The 19,719-nt window shown below is 37.7% G+C and carries 17 protein-coding genes and 5 tRNA genes; 2 read left to right on the forward strand and 20 right to left on the reverse strand.

Annotated features, from left to right (window positions below; genetic code table 11):
- The 11 genes from H4J50_RS14780 to H4J50_RS14830 form a co-directional block, all read right to left on the reverse strand.
- Positions 1-506 (reverse strand): ABC transporter permease (locus H4J50_RS14780; protein ID WP_404842756.1); only part of this gene is annotated, 506 nt, incomplete at its 3' end.
- A 24-nt stretch (positions 507-530) separates the two neighbouring features.
- Entirely contained in the window at positions 531-1,841 is a 1,311-nt protein-coding gene (locus tag H4J50_RS14785) for an ABC transporter permease (RefSeq protein WP_182257180.1), read from the reverse strand.
- 37 nt (positions 1,842-1,878) lie between these two features.
- Entirely contained in the window at positions 1,879-2,577 is a 699-nt protein-coding gene (locus tag H4J50_RS14790) for an ABC transporter ATP-binding protein (RefSeq protein ID WP_182257181.1), read from the reverse strand.
- Positions 2,578-2,707: 130 nt separating this feature from the next.
- Complete coding sequence (locus tag H4J50_RS14795; RefSeq protein ID WP_182257182.1) at positions 2,708-3,985, reverse strand: efflux RND transporter periplasmic adaptor subunit; 1,278 nt, start codon at positions 3,983-3,985, stop codon at positions 2,708-2,710.
- A 285-nt stretch (positions 3,986-4,270) separates the two neighbouring features.
- Positions 4,271-5,839, reverse strand: coding sequence for an apolipoprotein N-acyltransferase (gene lnt, locus H4J50_RS14800; RefSeq protein ID WP_310733272.1), 1,569 nt, complete (start codon positions 5,837-5,839; stop codon positions 4,271-4,273).
- 5 nt (positions 5,840-5,844) lie between these two features.
- Positions 5,845-6,723: an HlyC/CorC family transporter gene (locus H4J50_RS14805; protein WP_108455339.1), complete on the reverse strand. Its 879-nt coding sequence runs from the start codon at positions 6,721-6,723 to the stop codon at positions 5,845-5,847.
- Positions 6,724-6,880: 157 nt separating this feature from the next.
- Entirely contained in the window at positions 6,881-7,351 is a 471-nt protein-coding gene (ybeY, locus tag H4J50_RS14810) for an rRNA maturation RNase YbeY (protein ID WP_182257192.1), read from the reverse strand.
- Positions 7,341-8,420 (reverse strand): PhoH family protein, encoded by a 1,080-nt coding sequence (locus H4J50_RS14815; protein WP_182257184.1) that lies wholly within the window; start codon positions 8,418-8,420, stop codon positions 7,341-7,343. The genes ybeY and H4J50_RS14815 overlap by 11 nt, the downstream gene beginning before the upstream one ends.
- 84 nt (positions 8,421-8,504) lie before the next feature.
- Positions 8,505-9,953: a tRNA (N6-isopentenyl adenosine(37)-C2)-methylthiotransferase MiaB gene (miaB, locus tag H4J50_RS14820; RefSeq protein WP_108455341.1), complete on the reverse strand. Its 1,449-nt coding sequence runs from the start codon at positions 9,951-9,953 to the stop codon at positions 8,505-8,507.
- 139 nt (positions 9,954-10,092) lie between these two features.
- Positions 10,093-12,894: a hypothetical protein gene (locus H4J50_RS14825; RefSeq protein ID WP_182257185.1), complete on the reverse strand. Its 2,802-nt coding sequence runs from the start codon at positions 12,892-12,894 to the stop codon at positions 10,093-10,095.
- A 16-nt stretch (positions 12,895-12,910) separates the two neighbouring features.
- Positions 12,911-13,360, reverse strand: coding sequence for a hypothetical protein (locus H4J50_RS14830; protein WP_182257186.1), 450 nt, complete (start codon positions 13,358-13,360; stop codon positions 12,911-12,913).
- A gap of 120 nt (positions 13,361-13,480) precedes the next feature.
- Here H4J50_RS14830 and H4J50_RS14835 point away from each other — a divergent pair, with 120 nt between their 5' ends.
- Both H4J50_RS14835 and H4J50_RS14840 read left to right on the forward strand, forming a co-directional pair.
- Entirely contained in the window at positions 13,481-14,134 is a 654-nt protein-coding gene (locus H4J50_RS14835; protein ID WP_182257187.1) for a 2OG-Fe(II) oxygenase family protein, read from the forward strand.
- Positions 14,135-14,165: 31 nt separating this feature from the next.
- Positions 14,166-15,332 carry an FAD-dependent oxidoreductase gene (locus H4J50_RS14840; RefSeq protein ID WP_182257188.1) on the forward strand — a complete coding sequence of 389 codons (1,167 nt, stop codon included), beginning with the start codon at positions 14,166-14,168 and terminating at the stop codon, positions 15,330-15,332.
- A gap of 283 nt (positions 15,333-15,615) precedes the next feature.
- Here the strand turns inward: H4J50_RS14840 and H4J50_RS14845 are convergent.
- The 9 genes from H4J50_RS14845 to H4J50_RS14885 all read right to left on the reverse strand — a co-directional run bounded on the left by H4J50_RS14845 (position 15,616) and on the right by H4J50_RS14885 (position 19,530).
- Positions 15,616-15,700 (reverse strand) — tRNA-Leu (locus tag H4J50_RS14845).
- Between the two features lie 68 nt (positions 15,701-15,768).
- Positions 15,769-15,843, reverse strand: a tRNA-Gln gene (locus tag H4J50_RS14850).
- Positions 15,844-15,914: 71 nt separating this feature from the next.
- Positions 15,915-15,989: transfer RNA gene (locus tag H4J50_RS14855), tRNA-Gln, on the reverse strand.
- A gap of 51 nt (positions 15,990-16,040) precedes the next feature.
- Positions 16,041-16,125: transfer RNA gene (locus tag H4J50_RS14860), tRNA-Leu, on the reverse strand.
- Positions 16,126-16,152: 27 nt separating this feature from the next.
- Positions 16,153-16,229 (reverse strand) — tRNA-Met (locus H4J50_RS14865).
- A 206-nt stretch (positions 16,230-16,435) separates the two neighbouring features.
- Positions 16,436-16,789 (reverse strand): DUF3718 domain-containing protein, encoded by a 354-nt coding sequence (locus tag H4J50_RS14870; protein WP_182257189.1) that lies wholly within the window; start codon positions 16,787-16,789, stop codon positions 16,436-16,438.
- Positions 16,790-17,061: 272 nt separating this feature from the next.
- Complete coding sequence (gene ychF, locus H4J50_RS14875) at positions 17,062-18,153, reverse strand: redox-regulated ATPase YchF (RefSeq protein ID WP_108455347.1); 1,092 nt, start codon at positions 18,151-18,153, stop codon at positions 17,062-17,064.
- 32 nt (positions 18,154-18,185) lie between these two features.
- Positions 18,186-18,770 carry an aminoacyl-tRNA hydrolase gene (pth, locus tag H4J50_RS14880; RefSeq protein WP_182257190.1) on the reverse strand — a complete coding sequence of 195 codons (585 nt, stop codon included), beginning with the start codon at positions 18,768-18,770 and terminating at the stop codon, positions 18,186-18,188.
- 127 nt (positions 18,771-18,897) lie between these two features.
- On the reverse strand, positions 18,898-19,530 hold the full coding sequence (locus H4J50_RS14885) for a 50S ribosomal protein L25/general stress protein Ctc (RefSeq protein WP_182257191.1): 633 nt from the start codon (positions 19,528-19,530) through the stop codon (positions 18,898-18,900).
- Positions 19,531-19,719 lie beyond the last annotated feature (189 nt).

Here is a 19,719-nt window from a genome sequence, read left to right on the forward strand (position 1 = left end):
AAAGCTTGCGTAATAATGGTTTTATCGGGCCACGTTGACTGACCATCTTTACGTAACTCAACATCACCTTGTTTGAAGTTAGCACCCGCTATAAGCTCTAAACCTAGTGTGTTGATGCCATGATCATCGACCATATAAATTGCCGAGCCTACCGCATCTTTATCTTCACCAGCTTCATGTTGCAGTGCCATTGACCATCCACTACCACTTAATGGCACGGCATTGATTTGAACAGCGTCAACAACCCCTGGTGTGTTGCGGATCATGTGTAAATCAGTTTGTAAATGGGCTTGAATATTATAGTCTTGTCCAAATACCGTATTGGTTAAATAGAAGGTATTTGCTTCGTCTATACCACTTTCACGCTGCATTTGTTGCTGGCGATCTTGGATCATAAATATAGCGTTGACCATAATCGCCATGGTTAAGGCAATTTGCAGGGCAATAAGTAGTGCCCCTATTTTATTGCGTGACAAAGCACGTAGTATTAGTCCTGTTTCTAACATAATAATTTCCTATTTACCTAAAGCTTATTGGCTTTTAAGTTGCTGAGCGGGCTGAATATTACAAGCGCGCCACGTTGGATATAAACCGGCCAATATCGTGGAGAAAAGGGCAAGTGATACCGCTAAAATTGCCATATTAATGTCTAAACTTGCTAAGCCTTTCATGTAATCGCCATACAAGCCCTCAACCCCCTTTAAACCTAGGTAAGCGAGTAATAAACCTAATATTCCACCTAATATCCCGATACATGCAGACTCAATAATATATTGGCTAAATAATGTGGCCTTGCTAGCACCTAAAGCTTGTCGTAAACCAATTTCAGGGGCTTTGCCTAAGAACTTAGCGAGTAATAAACCCACGGTATTAAGTAAACACACCAGTAAAAACATAAATGACATTGCCATCATCATTTGTGCATCGTCAGCTACAACTTCTTGAGATTCTAGCCATTGCATGACATTACTTAAGCGGTTATCCATTGGACGTTGAAAACGACCAAACTGTTTTTGCTCTTCTACATAGGCATTAAGAAACTGCAGATAATCCTCTTTATCTTGTTGGGTTTTTAATTCCACCCAAAATTGTGTCCAAATACATTCAGAAGCTAGAAAAGCTTTAAAGCCATCACCTGTCGGTTTCCAACAATTGGTATTACCTGAACGGGAAATTTTTTCATCGGCAATTAAATGAAAGGGCACAAATATATCTTCAGATTCATTAAACGCACCAGTGGTAATATCGTAAAATCTTGGCTTGGGTTGCCATTGATCTATAACGCCGACAATACGAAACATATTTCCTTCGAGTTTAATTGACTGACCTACAGAGTTTTCACCGCCAAAAAGTTTGTCATTGGTTTCTTTACTCAACACCACGACAAGCTCTTTACTTTCATCGCTTTGTTGTGACCAACCGCTGCCATAAATAAAAGGCACATTAAACATGGGAAAAAAGTCTGCAGAATTAGCTCTACCATTGACAATTAATGGCAGCATTTCTGGATCTGCTGGTTCAATAACACCAAAGGCTTGAGCTTGAACATTTTGACGATAAGCTTTACTGGCGCGCATTAAGTTACTTGCATCAGTATAAGTGAGCTGATCAGGCGGATTTAACCCGTCGTCGAATGGATCGTTTACATCCCAACTATCTAGTTGCACATAATATAATTGTTGGCTTTTTTCTGGAATGGGGTTTGCTGACATTAAGTAGTTTACCGTAACTGTGGTCATGGCGGTGCCAATACCTAAGCCGATAGCGCAAACCATTAAAAGGCTTAAGCCCCAATGGCGAATAATACTGATCCAAGCGAGTCGTAAATAGTAATTAAACATAATGTTATCCTTGTGCATTTTCTGGCGCTTGAATTTTTTACGCAGTCGCTTGTTGAATATTGCTGATAATATCGAGTTCACTGACTCTGCCATCTTTTACTTGAATGGTGCGTTTAGCCCGCTTAGCGAGTTGTGCATCGTGAGTCACCATTATAATCGTGGTACCTTGTTGGTTTATTTCTTCAAGTAAAGTCAGTACACCTTTAGCCATTTCAGAGTCGAGATTACCGGTTGGCTCATCAGCTAATAAGAAGCGTGGGCTAGTGGCCAGTGCTCGAGCAATGGCAACACGTTGTTGCTGACCACCGGATAATTGGCTAGGTAAATGTTTCATTCGAGAAGCAAGGCCTACACGTTCGAGGTTTTCTTCAATTCTACGTTTCCGCTCTGCGGCATTAAAACCGCGATAGCGTAATGGTACGTCAACATTGTCATAGAGGTTTAAGTCTGGAATTAAGTTGAAGCCTTGAAAGATAAAACCTATTTTTTGATTTCGCATGCGTGAACGGCCATTGTCATTCAGCTTCCCCACATCTTCACCATCTAATAAAAACTCACCATTACTGTAAGTTTCAAGTAAGCCTGCAATATTTAAAAAAGTAGTTTTACCGGAACCAGAAGGGCCGGTGACACTAACAAAGTCGCCTTCGTTAACCTGTAAACAAAAGTCACGTAAGGCATGAGTTTGAATATCAGCGGTTTGGAATATTTTATTTATATTTTTCATGATTAACATATTGAATTCCTTTATTTCTTATAATAATTATTTACTTCATGTATCTAGGTTTATTGCCGCACCAAATTCAAAGCGAAATGAACTGATGGCGTGATGAAAATGAGTTAATTTTTTATATCTGTTAAGGGCTTTAGTCACTAAGTAACACTTGATTGGCAGCATTAAAGGTATCAGTACCCGAAATAATGATTTGATCACCTAGCGTTAATCCGTTCAGAATTTCTACATGACTTAAACTGCGGGCTCCAGTGGTAATAGCGGTTTTCTCAGCTAAGCCGTTATTCACTTTGTAGGCAAAGCGACCACCACTACTTTCAAGAAACTGTCCTCGCTGCACTTGTAAGACATTTTCTTTGTACTCTAAAATTATTTGTGTGTTTAAGCGTTGATTTTGTCGAAGCTTTTTTGGCGTTTCGTGAGTAAAACGCACCCGTCCAGTAACCTGATTATTCAGTATTTCGGGGGAAATTGTGACTAGACGAGCACGAAAGGGTTGTTGTTCAAATTGAATATTAACCTCCATGCCTATGGCTAAATCATCGGCATAGCTTTCAGGTATTTCAATTTCAACTTCAAACTGTGATAAATCAACTATGGTTAAAATAGCCTGATTTTTACTGAGAAACGTTTTGTTGTTAGCGCTTAAATTACCAACAATACCGTTGACTGGCGATGCGATATTTAAGCCATCCACTTGGCGCTGTAATTCTTGAACCAATAAACTTTGACGTCGAATGTCTAATTGTAAAGATTGACTATCAAAGTCTGAACTTTCGATATTGAGTGCCGCATCTTGAACCGCATGTTTATGTTGAAGGTTAGCTTGTTCTAATTCGTCTTGGGCCTTTTCATAATCAATTTGGCTAATCGCACTTTTGCTATAACCTAAATCAGCCCGGCGTTTTTCTCTATTTGCGGTGACGAGTTTTACGTTGGCTAAATCAACTGCTTTTTGATCAATAAGACGCTGTTTTTTTGCTTGAATCTTTTGACGTTTAAAGCTTGATTGTAAGCTTTCTAAGGTGGTTTGTTGCTGAAACAAGCGGCTATTTAATTCAGGGCTTTCAAGTTGTGCAATAACTTGGCCCTGTTTGACTTCATTACCTGCTTCAATCATTAAAGTAATAGTGCCGTCTGCGGGGCTATAAACGGTAGGGCTTACGGCGGCAACAACTCGTCCTAAAACTGAAATATCACGAATAAATTCGCCTTGTGTAATTGTTGCAAGGCGTACTCGATCTAAGGCAATAGAATGTTCTGCTTTACTCCAGCGTGAAGCTGATGGTGCGACTTGCCAAATAATGCTTGCAACAATAATTGTGGCGAGCGTGATGGTTAGCCATCTTTTTTTTGTCGGTGTTGTTTTAATTATTTGAATATCTTGTTCACTAGTGTCTTTAATCGACATGACTCATTCCCCCGATGTCAAATCAGTGTTTAAATCTAAAGCAAGGCCATTTGCTAAAGTGCACTGACACATAGTAAGTCGTAGGAAGCATGAAAAAGGTTTAAAAGTAATGTGAATATTTTTAAATGGCTAGTTTATTAGCATAGGCTATAAGCTATTAACTATATGTAAACGTTGTTAATAATTATGGTTTTAGCAAGGTAGTTTTTCTTATAAATGTTAAGAGGTTAGGTATTAGGAACTAAAGTGCATACGAAAGGATTCTGTTACAAAAAGCTGAACAGCTTAATCAGTTTTTTCTCTTAGGTTATGTCGCCTTTGATAGAGAAAAGTAAATAATAAAAGTAATAGCGGGATAGTAAAGTCGATAACACGTGTATAGCGTGCATAAGGCGTAATACCTTTAACTAGCGGTACTTGTGTTGCTAACACGGCTTGTTCAAACTGTGGAATTTGTTTAATTATATTACCTTGGTGATCAACAACAGCGGTTATACCATTATTGGTTGCACGCAAAAATGGTCGGCCAAACTCTAATGCTCGCATTCTCACAATTTCTAGATGTTGATGTGGACCATGTGAGTCACCGAACCAAGCATCGTTACTCACGGTTAACAGTAGGTCAGTATGTTCAGAAAAATTAGCGCTTAATTGCTCTGCGAATGCAACTTCAAAACAAATTAATGGTAGTAAGTGATATCCATTGGCTATTAAGTTAGGTTGAACATAATCACCACGGCTAAAAGATGACATAGGCAGATTAAAAAATGGTGCTAGTGGTCTTAGCCAATCAGCAAAAGGTACAAATTCACCTATGGGTAATAAGTGGTGCTTAGCGTAACGGTTTTCATTGTTATATTGATAACTGCCTTGCTTATCTTTAGGTGATTGCTGACCAAGCACTACCAAATTATTGTAGTAATTTCTGCTGTTAACGTTGTAATCAATTATGCCTGAAATTATCGCGCTATTATTAAGTAAGGCTGAGCTTTGTGCTATTTCTAAAAAATCTTGCGCTTGGGTACTTGGCTCTACAGCGGTAATTGCTGACTCTGGCCAAATAATAATATCAGCGGGATAATGTTGTCGTGTAAGGTCTAAATATTTAAGCATGGTCGGCCATGTTAATTCTGGCGCCCACTTTAGTTCTTGTTTGATATTGCCTTGAACCATCACTGTTTTAACTGTTTTACCTGTGGGTTTTACCCATGAAGTATTTTGTAGCAGTAAGCTAACCACAGCAATTGAGCCAAGTAAGGCGATGTTTAGAGAACGTTTTTGTTGTTTAATAATAGAGACAATAGCAATACTGATGATAATAACTAATGCACTGATACCTTTTTCCCCTAGGATTGGGGCAAAAGCCGCTAACGGACCATCAATTTGGCTATAGCCTATTGTTAACCAAGGAAAACCGGTGAGTAATACACCACGTAAAAATTCACTGAATAGCCAAAAAGGCAACAACAGCCAAAGGTTAAGTTTTTTATCAGGGGAAAAGCGCGCAGAAACGTAACAAGCCAGTGCGAGAAATAAAGCTAAATATAAACACAGGAGTATCATCAGTAATATCGAAACAGCCAGTGGTAAACCACCAAACTGATCGATACTAACATGCACCCAACTAATGCCAGCAGAAAACCAACCAAAAGCAAATATAAACCCTTGCTTAGCCGCGGCTTTAGCTGATTTTCCTTGTATTGTGTATAACCATGCCGGCAACAGTATTGCCATCAGCCAATAATAAGAAAATGGCGCGTAGCAAAAAACTAAAGCTAATCCCAAAAAGAAGCTGAGTATATTTTCTTTAGCAGTGATGTTGCTAATCATTCGTTTAAAGAATCTAGTCAGCATAAAGATTAATCGGCGACTTTACCTGCAACAACATGTTCTTTTGGTACAGTAATTTGCACGGTTTGAATACGTCGACTATCAGCTGCGGTGACTTTAAATATGACTTTATTGATGGTGATTTTTTCACCTTTTTTCGGCATGTGACCAAAGTGCTGAATAACAATACCGCCAATAGTGTCAGCGTCACTTTCATTAAACTTGAAATTAAAGTAATTGTTAAAGTCAGTTAAATCGGTCAGCGCTTTTACTTGATAAACTTGCCCGGCAAGGTATTTAATGTCTTCTTCCATTGCATCATCGGTTTCGTCTTCAATTTCGCCTACGATCAGCTCTAGAATATCTTCTATGGTAACAACCCCTGAAACGCCACCGTATTCATCAACAACAATAGCCATATGGTAGCGTTGTTGGCGAAACTCTTTTAAAAGCGGGTCAACCTTTTTACTTTCAGGAACAATAATCGCTGGTCGAATAACCTTTGAAATGGTGAACTCTTCATCAACTTGGTTAAAACCGTATGCTAATAAATCCTTTGCTAAAAGAATGCCTTCAACGTCATCAATATCTTCATTAATTACTGGAAACCTTGAATGACCAGAATCAACGATAATAGCTAGAGATTTTTCTAACGGCTCGTTTATATCTAAGGTGATCATTTGTGAGCGTGGGATCATAATATCGCGTACACGCATGTCAGAGACAATGAGTACACCTTCGATCATTTGCTTAATTTCGGGATTAATAAGTTCGCGGTCTTCGGCATCGTTTAATGCTTCGACTAGCTGGTCTGTGTTTCTCGGTTCTCCGGTAAATACTTGCATAATTTTATTCAAGATAGATACATTTGAAGAACCGTTACTAGAGTGGGGTTGGTCGTCGCTCATAGAGCCTTTTTAATTCCTTGTTGGTTTATTTGATTTAATCTAAAATAGTTAGGTTAGTTTGTAACCGATTTTCATTAAATTCAAGTAATAAATTGTAGCTTACTCGCTTTAGTAAAATATAGCTGAAGCGGTGTAAGTTTACGTTAACTTTATTTTATTAATTTATTTCATACGGCGCAGGATAACCCAAGCCCATTATTATCTTTGTTTCTAGTGCTTCCATTTCATCTGCTTCATCATCTTCAATGTGATCAAAACCGAGTAAATGCAAGCAGCCATGTACTGTCATGTGTGCCCAATGCGCGTTAACATTTTTTTGCTGTTCTTTTGCTTCTTGTTCAACAACATCAACACAAATGACAAGATCACCGAGTAAGTCGAGTTCAATACCTTCTGGCACATCAAATGGAAATGATAGCACATTAGTTGCCTTATCTTTCCCTCGATATTGATGGTTAAGCGCTCGGCTTTCTTCAATATTTACCAATCTGACGGTTAGTTCAAATGGCTTATTATAGGGGACAAGTGCGGCTTCTACCCAGCGCTGAAAATCAATGTTTTCAGGAATAGCTTTATCATCACAAGCTATTTGTAAATCGACAATAATATTAGCCGAGTCATTCGCCATGTTTGTTTTCACTGTCGCGTACCAAAGCTTCAGCTTTTTGTTGTTGTTCGCGATATTGTTGTTTTTCTACTTTTATGCGATTTTCTTTTTGTTCGAAAGCTTCATAAGCTTCAACTATATGCGCTACAACAGGGTGACGAACAACGTCTTTCGATTGAAAAAAGTTAAAACTAACACCTGGAATGTCGACCAATACTTCGATGGCATGGCGTAAACCTGATTTTTGTCCACGTGGTAAATCGACTTGGGTAATGTCGCCAGTGATCACAGCACGTGAGTTAAAGCCAATACGGGTTAAAAACATTTTCATTTGTTCTACTGTCGTATTTTGACTTTCATCAAGGATAATAAAGGCATCGTTTAATGTTCTACCACGCATGTAAGCTAATGGTGCTACTTCGATAACATTACGTTCAATAAGCTTTTCAACTTTCTCAAAGCCTAGCATTTCAAATAAGGCGTCGTATAAGGGACGTAAATATGGGTCAACCTTTTGAGATAAATCTCCAGGTAAAAAGCCCAGTTTTTCGCCAGCCTCTACAGCAGGACGTGTTAACAAAATACGTCTAATTTCTTGACGTTCTAATGCATCTACTGCACAAGCAACGGCTAAGTATGTTTTACCTGTACCTGCAACGCCTACACCAAAACTAATGTCGTTAGTAATAACATTTTGAACATAGCTTTGCTGATTTTCATTGCGAGGTTTGATAATGCCGCGCTTGGTCTTTATCGTCACCATGTCGTCGTATTTAACATCAATTTTACTTGGCGCTGCTTCTAGTGCTCCGGCATCTACAATGGCTAAATGAAGCATTTGAGGCGTAATGGTGGTTGATTTTCCTTTCACTATCTCTGTTTCAAGATATAGGTCGATCAAAAGATTTTTAACAGCATCGGTATTTAAGCTTTTACCGGTTACTTTAAACTCTTGGCTTCTGTAGCTAATTTCAACACCCATTCGACGCTCGATGGTTTTGAGATTGTCATCCATTGGGCCACATAAGTTTGCCAAACGATTATTGTCGGCGGGAGATAATTCAAAGTTAATACTGGTATTTTTACTCAATTGATATTCCTGAATGCTTGAAAACTTAGTTTACATGGCAAGCATTAGAGCCTTGCCATGTAAATGTGTTTATAAATTTCTGCTTTAAGGGGTAAACGTTGCGACACCAAGTTCATTCACTGCGCTATCTTTTTGCTCACCTTGGTGATGACTGTTGGCTAAAATGTCAGCAGGGGAGTGTGCAATACGTAAGCCCATTTCACTTTCTTGACGAACGAGCTCGCCACGAAGAGAGTTAGCGTAAACATCGGTAATGTTAACATCAACAAATTGACCAATAACGTGATGTGGAGCAACAAAATTAACAATACGATTGTTTTCAGTACGACCACGAAGCTCCATTGGATTTTTCTTAGATGGACCTTCAACTAGAATGCGCTGTTCGGTATTAAGCATGTTACGTGCTATACGCAAGGCTTGCTGGCTTATACGGTCTTGAAGTATCTGTAGGCGTTGCTTTTTAATGTCATCGCTAATGTCATCAACCATATCCGCTGCAGGCGTTCCTGGGCGAGCACTGTAAATAAAGCTAAAACTTAAATCGAAATCGACAGCAGTAATTAAGTTCATTGTTGCTTCAAAGTCGTCATCAGTTTCTCCAGGGAAACCAATAATAAAGTCAGATGACATACAAATATCAGGACGCACTTTTTTCAATTTACGTATTTGAGACTTGTACTCAATAGCGGTATGGCCGCGTTTCATTTGCGTTAATATACGGTCTGAACCACTTTGAACAGGTAAGTGCAAGTGACTAACAAGCTCAGGCACATCAGCGTAAACATCGATAATATCATCGGTAAACTCAATTGGATGTGATGTGGTATAACGAATACGGTCAATACCGTCAATCGTAGCTACTAAACGTAATAACTCAGAAAAACGACAGATACTACCGTCATGTGAGTCGCCACGGTAACCATTTACATTTTGCCCAAGTAAGTTAACTTCACGGACACCTTGCTCAGAAAGTTGCGCAATTTCATATAAAACATCGTCTAGTGGACGGCTAACTTCTTCACCACGGGTATAAGGAACAACACAGAAGGTACAATACTTACTACAGCCTTCCATGATAGACACAAAGGCTGTCGCACCATCGGCTTTTGGCTCAGGTAAGCGGTCAAATTTTTCTATTTCAGGAAAGCTCACGTCAACAACATGACCTTTATTTCCGGTAACTTGTTGGATCATTTCCGGTAAACGGTGCAAGGTTTGTGGACCAAAAACCATATCTACATATGGAGCACGTTGACGAATGGCATCACCTTCTTGTGAAGCAACACAGCCACCTACACCAATGACAAGATCAGGGTTTTTTACTTTTAGGTTTTTCCAACGGCCTAACTGATGAAAAACTTTTTCTTGTGCTTTTTCACGAATAGAGCAGGTGTTCAGCAAGATAACATCAGCATCTTCTGCTTCTTCGGCTAGTTCAAAGCCATGGGTTGAGTCTAAAAGTTCTGCCATTTTCTGCGAGTCATACTCGTTCATTTGACAGCCCCAAGTTTTGATGTATAGCTTTTTACTCATTTATTCGCGCCTAATCTTTCTATGAATTGATTCTAGTTTTTGCTAGAGAATTTAAGGAGGCACATTTTACTCTTTCTTTGCTTGTGATGCTAGCTTAGAAATACTCCAGTATAAAATTGTTTAATGGCCTGCTGTAAATCTATTTTTTTAAGGGGATAGCAAGGATTAATTCACTGCCGTTAGCCTGATTGTCATAAGTGTGGAAAGTACCGTTAAATTTGTTGGCCACTTGACGAATATAGTACATTGCCATTTCAAAATTAATTTTACTGTTGAATTGGGCAAAGCTTTGTTCATTAGAGGTGATTTTCAACCAAATCTTGCCATTACTTACGTTAACGCGAACTTCAAAAACGCCACCATTATCACTGCTAATAGCAGCTAATATAGCTTCATAAACAATCCGATAAATAGCGCTTTGCAGGGAATATCGTACGTCTTGGTCTTCAACATCAAGGTGTAATGTAACTAATACATGAAATTGTCGATGAAAATAATCAGCAAGATAAGGCAAAGCGACAGTTAATGAACTTCCAGATAAACTACTTGGTGCTGCATGACTATTTTGTGTTGAAAGTTCATCTAAACACTCTCGTATCAGAGACTGAACATAAGGTATTTCTTTTTCATTAGAAATCGATTCAGCAGTTGATAGGCTTTCAGCGTTTGGAGCAATGAGTGTTTGTATTTTAATTAATTTACGACGAATGATCGATGTTGCTTGGCTTTGGTTGCTAAGTTCATCATTTAATGTTTTGTGAATATTGCTAATAGAGCGAGAACGTAAATACAAAAGCCATAAGGTTAATATTATTAAGCTAATACTGATGATGGCATAAAAAAATTGGCTATTCGGATGCCAATACCATGGGTAGGAAACATTAATATCAGCATAGGCTTTGTAATCATTCCATTGACCTAAGCTATTAGTGCCCATGATCTCGATGTGATACGCGCCAGATGATAAACCCGTTAATGTTAATTGTGAGCCGTTAATTTCATTCCAATAACCACCATTTATTTGGTATTTAAACTGCTTATCTTGACCGGGTCTAAAGTCTAAACTGGCAAGTTCTAGGGTCACAATATCATTAGGTGAGTCAATATCAATAACATCGCATAATAATTTGGCTTTACCAGAAACAATCGTCTTACTGATAAAGGTTTTAGTGTGAATTTTGTCTTCAATAATCAATGGAACTTCTATAACACCACCATAATGGCTGGCATAAATTTTGTTATCCAATAGCACTGGCTTTTTAGCGAAAGTAAACTGTTCGGTATTAGTAATTAAGTTCAGTTGGTAGGTATTTGGGTTAAGTCGATATAAACCTGGTCGACCTGAAATCCATATTTCATCATTAATCAAACTCATATAACCAAAGGTAATATTTTTGGCGAAATGTGAGAGTAACTCACCTTTTAAGTTGAAGATGAAAAAACCATCGCCTTTAGTTGAGACAAAAACTTTGCCTTTGTATTCAAGTAAAGCAATGACTTTATTTTCACCAAAACTATTGATTTTAGTTACCGATTTATCGTTGGTATTAACAATGTTAATGCCTGTTGAGGTAGCAACCCAAAGTTTATTATCTGTTAATGCTAGAGAGTCTATCACTTCTGAAGAGCTTAAGGTTTCACCTTGAATGTGATATTCAACACGCTGATTTGCAATATCAAACTTGAGTACACCATTAGCGTTGGTTGCTAAATATAACGCACCATCTTTATATTTCATGGAAAGTAATAACAGGTTGTTGTTTGGAAAATTCACACGTTCAAGCGTTTGGTTAGCACTATTAAACTGCCATAAACCGTCAAACGTTGCGATGTAAAGATTGTTGCCATCAGAATATAGATCGGTAATGATTTTGGCATTATTACTGAATTGATTATTGATACCTTCAGGTAAAAAGCTATTAAGTTCAGAAAGTGAGTTTAGCCCTGCGCCATAACTGCCTAATACTAAGTTATTTTGATGCACAGCTAATGCAATTGCATTAAATCGCACATCAAAGATTTTAGGGATGTTTTTAGCGATTGACTGAGTGGTTTTTTCTACGCCACGGTTAGATAAAACCCATAAAACCCCTGTGTTATCATGAAAAATCTTTTTGACGAAAGTTGCTAATATATTAGGGTAGTTATGTGCTATTTCAGCGAGGTTATTTAGTTTATATTGATTTATTTTCCCTTTTATATCTGTCGTAAAAAGGCTAACGCTATCGTATGAAGGAGTAAGTGATGTAATAGCGTTATCAACCAGAATACGTTTTTTTTCTTGGTTATCTGATAACGTGATTAATTCATTGCCTTTTGCTATCAATAATATTGTTCCTATTGATGACATTGCCGTTATATTGTCAGCTTCAACTAGCTCTAACGCATTATCTACAACTTTGAATACCCCTTCAGGTGTTGATATATATAGGTGCTTTTGGGTATGCTCTAAATTATCTATTTCGACGTTATTTGCTATTAATTGTGTTTCCTTTGTAAGCGGGTTGAACCTATAAAGTTTATTCGTCACATTGAGATAATACATGCCTTGATGTTCAAGTACTTGATGAATACTACTTGAGTCAACATCAGTAGCTAATGCTGTTGCTGTACCTGTGTTGGTATCAAACAACCACAAGTGGTGGGTTTCAGTTGCTAACAGTAATTTATCATTGTTGATTAAATCAATGTCGTTAATCCAATTAAAAGGTAAAGGCCAATTTTTGTTATTGCTGTTAAACGTTATGCTACTTTCACTATCATGGCGAATGAGACCGTTAGTGGTAGCCAACCAAATAAAGCCTTTATTATCTTGAACTATGTCTATGCTATGAAGTGATCGGTTATTTAAATGTTTTGCAGATGAGATAGGGCTAAAAAAAATTGTCATTAGCAGTAAAAGTGGTGCTAAAAAGCACCACTGAGTAAAGGTTTTCGCCATAAAAATACTAATATTATTACGTAACGCTATCTGGCGCTTCTTTTGGAGGGTGGCGCTCATCGCCGCAAACGGCAAAAACATTTGGCACTTTGTCTTCAAGTTCAGGCTTTTGTACCAAGAGATAAGTTGGCTTTCTTGGGGAACTTTCACTACGCTTAATTGCCCATGCTTTACGCACCTTATCGGCATGCTCTTTTCCATACTTTACTTCAAATGCGGTGGCGATCATTTCAACGCCAAAATCATCCATCACCATGATGGCGTTATCATGGTAGCCACTTGTGCTATCAAAATCTATATCCACGGTTAAAATTTTATTATTGGGAAGTACTAAATCTGCTTTTAGTTTTGAGATCACTGCACGGTCTTCGTGTGCTTTTAATTGGCTTAAGTTTGGTTTTTCGCTTAAGTCGTAAACGAGGTTAATATCTTTGGCTATCCTGTTTTCTTTTCTTAATGCTGACATAACTTATCCCTATAGTGTGTTTTATTTTTGATTGATCTTTCATCGAGTATTTGAATACTATGCTTAAATACTAATTTGTATTAATGGAATCATCCATCATTATTTTTTTGGGTTAATTTTATGCAGTGGATTCAGGCATTGGAAGAAAAAGGGTATTGCCAAATTGAGAATTTTTTACCAATACAGCATGCTGAACGCTTAAGAAAAAATATCATTGTTAATAACCATTTTAAAAAGTGGAACTTACTTACTACCCCATATCGACCGCTAATGAATGTTAAGGATAAAATATCGACTACTGTAATTGACAAGCAACGACATATTCAAGCGACTAAAGCATTTAATCGGCGGAAGTTTTCATTTTCTTTTTATCGTTCCAGTAATAAACATGCAAAGCAACATGGTCAAGCTTTACTGCATAAATCGGTTGGTGAAAAAGTACTGACTTTATTGAAAAAAAACGCTTTAATCAAAGGTGAATTGCAAGATTCGTTCTTTGCTGCCTATAAAAAAGGGCAATTTATCAGCTACCACACAGACGGTAGTGCAGGTAAATACGCTTTTATTTATCAACTATCTACGGGGTGGCAGAAAAAATTTGGTGGCCAATTAGAGCTTTACCCACAAAAAATTAAATTTTTTAAGCATGTTTTATCGCCTAAATTCAACAGTCTTACTATTTTAAAATTAGCACACCCAATGCCGCACAGTGTTAGGTTGCTCAATAATCCTAAACATAAACATCGAATTACCATATCAGGTTGGGTAGAATAACTTAACGTCGATAAAGTTATAAAAAATCATTATGAATCAATTTGATTGTGTAGTTGTAGGTGGTGGTATGGTGGGAGCAGCAAGTGCGCTCTCTCTTGCAGAATTAGGGTTGAAAATTGCCATTATTGAAAAGAGAGCTCCAAAGAATTATACGCCTGAGCAAGCATTTGACCTTAGAGTGTCAGCAATTTCAATTGCCTCGGAGCAACTATTAAAACAACTAGATGCCTGGCAGCAATTACAGCAATGGCGAATGTGTCCTTATGGGCGTCTTGGGGTTTGGGAATCTGAGCAAAGCTATACAGAGTTTAATGCTACAGATATTAGCCAAACGCATTTAGGGCATATAATTGAGAATAGGTTAATTCAACTTTCACTTTGGCAAAAGCTTCAACAACACAGCAATATTACGTTATTGTGCCCTGAAACGTTAATAAGTATTGAACAGAGCACTACCGATGTTGAACTGACTTTATCAACTAAAATCATAAACGCTAAAGTGGTGATTGGTGCTGATGGTGCTAATTCTTATGTACGAAAGCTTATGAATATTGGTACCACTGGCTGGGATTATGCTCAATCAGCGATGTTAATTAATGTTAAGACCGAAAAAGTACAGCAAAATATAACATGGCAACAGTTTTTACCCTCAGGCCCACTTGCGATGTTACCCATGCCTGGGAACTACGCTTCATTAGTTTGGTACCATGATAAAGACGAAATAAAGCGTCTTTCAGCATTATCTGATGGTCATTTAACGCAAGAAATCATGCAACACTTTCCTGAACGCTTAGGAAAAGTAGACGTGATCAATAAAGCTGCATTCCCTTTAACTAGACGGCATGCAAATCAATACCATAAAGGTCGTGTATTGTTAATTGGTGATGCGGCGCACACGATTAACCCGATGGCAGGGCAAGGCGTTAACTTAGGCTTTAAAGATGTTAAAGCGCTACAGCATGTTATTGCCAAAGCGATTGGTAATGGAGAGTCATGGCATGAACCCCAGGTTTTAAGACGTTATCAACAACAAAGAAGAACAGATAACTTGTTAATGATGACAACAATGGATGCGCTCTATTTGTCGTTCAGTCACATTTCACCATTGGCTAAGTTGGCTAGAAATGCAGGCTTAATGATGGTTGATAAGCTACCCAATATAAAAAATAAAGCGTTAGCCTATGCATGTGGAATATAAATTAGATTTCAGTAATATTCAGTACTAAGTGCAAGTTGACTAATTATCCACTCATTTTTAATGACTAAAATAAAAAACTACAGCGTTATAAATAGAATAACTCTTTACTAAATTTTGTACCTTTTATTGACTGATTTTTTGACATGAAAAAATAAATAACTAAATTAGTCAAATGGGTATAAGCATTCTAAAGGTTGAATAGGGTGTTTAAAGTAATAAAAGAAGTAAAAGTAGTAAGGATACATAATAAACAAAAAGGAAATAAATCGTAGGATAACTATAATGGTGCGGAAGGAGAGACTTGAACTCTCACATCTTGCGATACTGGAACCTAAATCCAGCGCGTCTACCAATTCCGCCACTCCCGCATTTTCAGGTAGTAATTTTGATAAATCAAAATTTTATAAACTAACTATAGATCATAAATAAAAGAAAGTGGCTGGGGTATGAGGATTTGAACCTCAGAATGACGGGATCAAAACCCGCTGCCTTACCGCTTGGCTATACCCCAACAGAATACTTCTATTTAATTAAGTTTGTAACATTGATGGACTTTCGAATAATACAGAGAGTAAAAGAAAGTGGCTGGGGTATGAGGATTTGAACCTCAGAATGACGGGATCAAAACCCGCTGCCTTACCGCTTGGCTATACCCCAACAATGTTACTTACTTTCTAACATATATCATGATGATGTATGTTAGTAGAATGGTACGGGTCAAGAGACTTGAACTCTCACATCTTTCGATACTGGAACCTAAATCCAGCGCGTCTACCAATTCCGCCAAACCCGCATTTCTTCTATATTACTAAGAGTAAAGTGGTGGCTACACCGGGATTTGAACCTGGGACCCCATCATTATGAGTGATGTGCTCTAACCAGCTGAGCTATGTAGCCTTTCCATCTTGCCTCTCAGCAAGTGGCGCGTATTATGCAAATCTGATTGCGTTACGTCAACCGTTTTTTATCAAATAAATAAGACTTTTTGCTTGTTTGGCTATTCAATGTGCAATTTGTCGGATATATGTGCAAAAGTCACTGCAAAAGGCAAACTTATTAGTTCAATAATACTAATAAGTTTGTGAATGTATATTTGATTAACTTTATTTTATGCGATCATTTGCTACTTTTGCTAAGTGTGCTGAATTTTTCTTTATTACGGCTAAATTATCATTAACGGTTTTTACTGGTAATTTCCCTATTAAATACTCGCCAACATCTAAGGCGTTTGAAGTTGCAGAAAAGGTCAGTAAGTTTTCTCCGTTACACTGAATGTTATCAAAAATTGATCTAATCGTAATATTGTTAGATTTTAAATACTTTCGTAAACGTTTTTTGTCATTAATAGCGACATATTCACAAATACGCAATGACATGTTTTCATCAAAAGCCATACTTTGTGGTGTATAAGAAAGTGCAGTAGCAAGTACTAAAGAAGTTAATAGCGTGGTTTTCATATAATTCCTAGCATATATATTTTATTGTATTAGAAAGTTTATCTGTAAAATTAAACTTTGCCAGTTTGATTAGTAAATGATTTATAGACTCAAGTACTATTGGGGGTATTTTAATGTATTTGTGTTAAGCAAAGTAGCCTATATTAAGCTTGGGAAGCAGATTGTACTGAATAAATATTGACGAATAAGAGGTTAATGGAAAGTGATCTTGCCAAAATTAAAAAGAGAACCTAAGTTCTCTTTTTTTGTTATTTAATCATATTAGTTAAAAACTAAACATTAAAACGGAAATGTACTACGTCACCATCTTTCACGCGGTATTCTTTACCTTCTAAACGCCACTTTCCTGCCTCTTTTGCACCAGACTCGCCATTAAACTCAATAAAGTCATCATAAGCAATAACTTCGGCACGTATAAAGCCTTTTTCAAAGTCAGTATGAATTACGCCCGCAGCTTGTGGGGCGGTGGCATTTTGTTTAACTGTCCAAGCTCTTACTTCTTTTACGCCTGCGGTAAAGTAGGTTTGTAGGTGAAGTAACGAGTAACCGGCATTAATTACTCGATTAAGCCCTGGTTCTTCTAAACCTAAGTCAGCCATAAATTCAACGCGGTCTTCATCATCCATTTCAGATAATTCGCTTTCGATTTCAGCACAGACAGCAACAACTATCGCACCTTCTTTTTCTGCGATTGCTTGTACTTGATCTAGGTAAGGATTATTTTCAAAGCCATCGTCATTTACATTGGCAATGTACATGGTTGGCTTAATGGTTAAAAAGTTTAAGTAGGCAACAGCTGCTTTTTCTTCTTTCGTAAGTTCTAAAGAGCGAACCATCTCACCATCTTCAACATGCTTTAATATTTTTTGTAATACAGGCATTTCAAACTTGGCTTCAGGATCACCACCTTTGGCTTTCTTAGCTAAACGAAAAATAGCACGCTCAGCGGTATCCATATCTGATAAGGCTAATTCAGTATTGATTACTTCGATATCATCTTTCGGGCTAACTTTATTAGCAACGTGAATAATATTGTCATTGTCAAAACAGCGTACTACATGGCCAATAGCATCAGTTTCACGAATATTCGCTAAAAATTTGTTACCTAAGCCTTCGCCTTTTGAAGCGCCGGCAACTAAACCGGCTATATCTACAAACTCCATAGTCGTGGCTAAAACTCGTTCAGGTTTTACTATGTTTGCTAAGGCATCTAGACGAGGGTCGGGCACAGGTACAACACCTGTATTCGGCTCAATTGTACAAAAGGGGAAGTTAGCAGCTTCAATACCCGCTTTAGTTAACGCATTGAAAAGTGTAGACTTACCAACGTTGGGCAAGCCAACAATACCACATTTAAAACCCATGATGTTTACCTATTATGTTGACGCAATAATGTTTATTGCGCTTTAAAAGAATGTAGACGATTTTGTGCTTTTTTCACATCGTCTTTTTGCCAAATTTCAAAACAGCGCGCAGCTTCGTCTATCGCTTGGTCTATTAAGTTTTGTTCGATGGCAGGTGCTTTACCAAGCACATGCCCAGTAACGCGATCACGATGACCTGGATGATCAATACCAATGCGTAACCGATAAAATTCTTTGTTATTAGCTAATGATGAAATAATGTCGCGCAAACCGTTGTGCCCACCATGACCACCACCTAGTTTTATTTTACAAACACCGGGTAGCATGTCGAGTTCATCATGAGCAACGAGGATGTTTTCAACAGGTATACGAAAAAAATTGGCTAAAGGGGCTACAGCTTGTCCACTACGATTCATAAAAGTGGTTGGGATGAGAAGGTGAACTAATTGACCTGCAATTAATCCTTTGCCGTAGAGACCGAAATATTTTTTTTCTGATTTTAATGAAATGTTATAACGTGAGGCAAGTTCTTGAACAAACCAATCACCAGCATTATGACGGGTTTTACTGTATTCTGAACCTGGATTTCCTAAACCGACTACCAACTGAATCGCCATCTGATTGTTTACTCTTGTTATTCAAATAAGGTCGATAAATTCAAGTACATTTAAAACTAAAAAGCTTAAAGGGCATGTCGTAAAAACACTTCCCTTTAAGCCTATTCATTGTGAATAATGTTAACTATTACTCAGCTGGAGCTTCTGCAGGTGCTTCAGGTGCGCCTTCGTCTTCATCTTCAACTACAACTTTAGCAGCGTTCAATGTAACTACTGCTTGGTCGTGGCTTTCGCCTTTTGCTAATTCATCAGAAGTAACGCCTTTAGGTAAGGTGATGTCTGATAAATGTAACGTTTGACCAACTTCTAAGTTAGCAACATCAATTTCGATGTACTCAGGAATGTCAGCAGGTAAACATGTAATTGCAATTTCATTCATATGGTGAGCCATAGTGCCACCAAGTTTCTCTGCTTCTTCTTCATTAAGGAAATGAATTGGAGCATTAACTTGTACAGCATTTTTAGCGTTAATACGTAAAAAATCTAAGTGCATTACAACTTGCTTGAACGGGTGACGTTGCATATCTTTTAAAAGACATTCAACTGGCTTGCCGTCAACATTGATTGTTAAAACGTGCGAGTAAAATGCTTCTTCTTGTTGTGCACGGAAAACATTTTTGTGCTCTAACGTTAAAGAAATAGGCTCTTTGCCTTCACCGTATATAATTGCTGGAACTTTGTTCGCGTGACGTAGGCGGCGGCTCGCACCTTTCCCTAAATCTGTACGTACTTCAGCATCCAATGTAAATAAATCTGTCATGGTAATATCCATTATATAAAAATTAAAAGTTGTTACTTTTTGCGACCAAAAGCAACCTGTTCCTTTTTTACTATTTACTAATTTAACCATTAAGTTAAGTGTATTTAGCTAAAAAAGGCGCAGTATGATAACACCCAAACGGAGTGATATCCATTGTTATGTTCTATTAGGACTAATATATTAGAAAGT

This window comes from Colwellia sp. 6M3, assembly GCF_014077595.1.
Taxonomy (GTDB): domain Bacteria; phylum Pseudomonadota; class Gammaproteobacteria; order Enterobacterales; family Alteromonadaceae; genus Cognaticolwellia.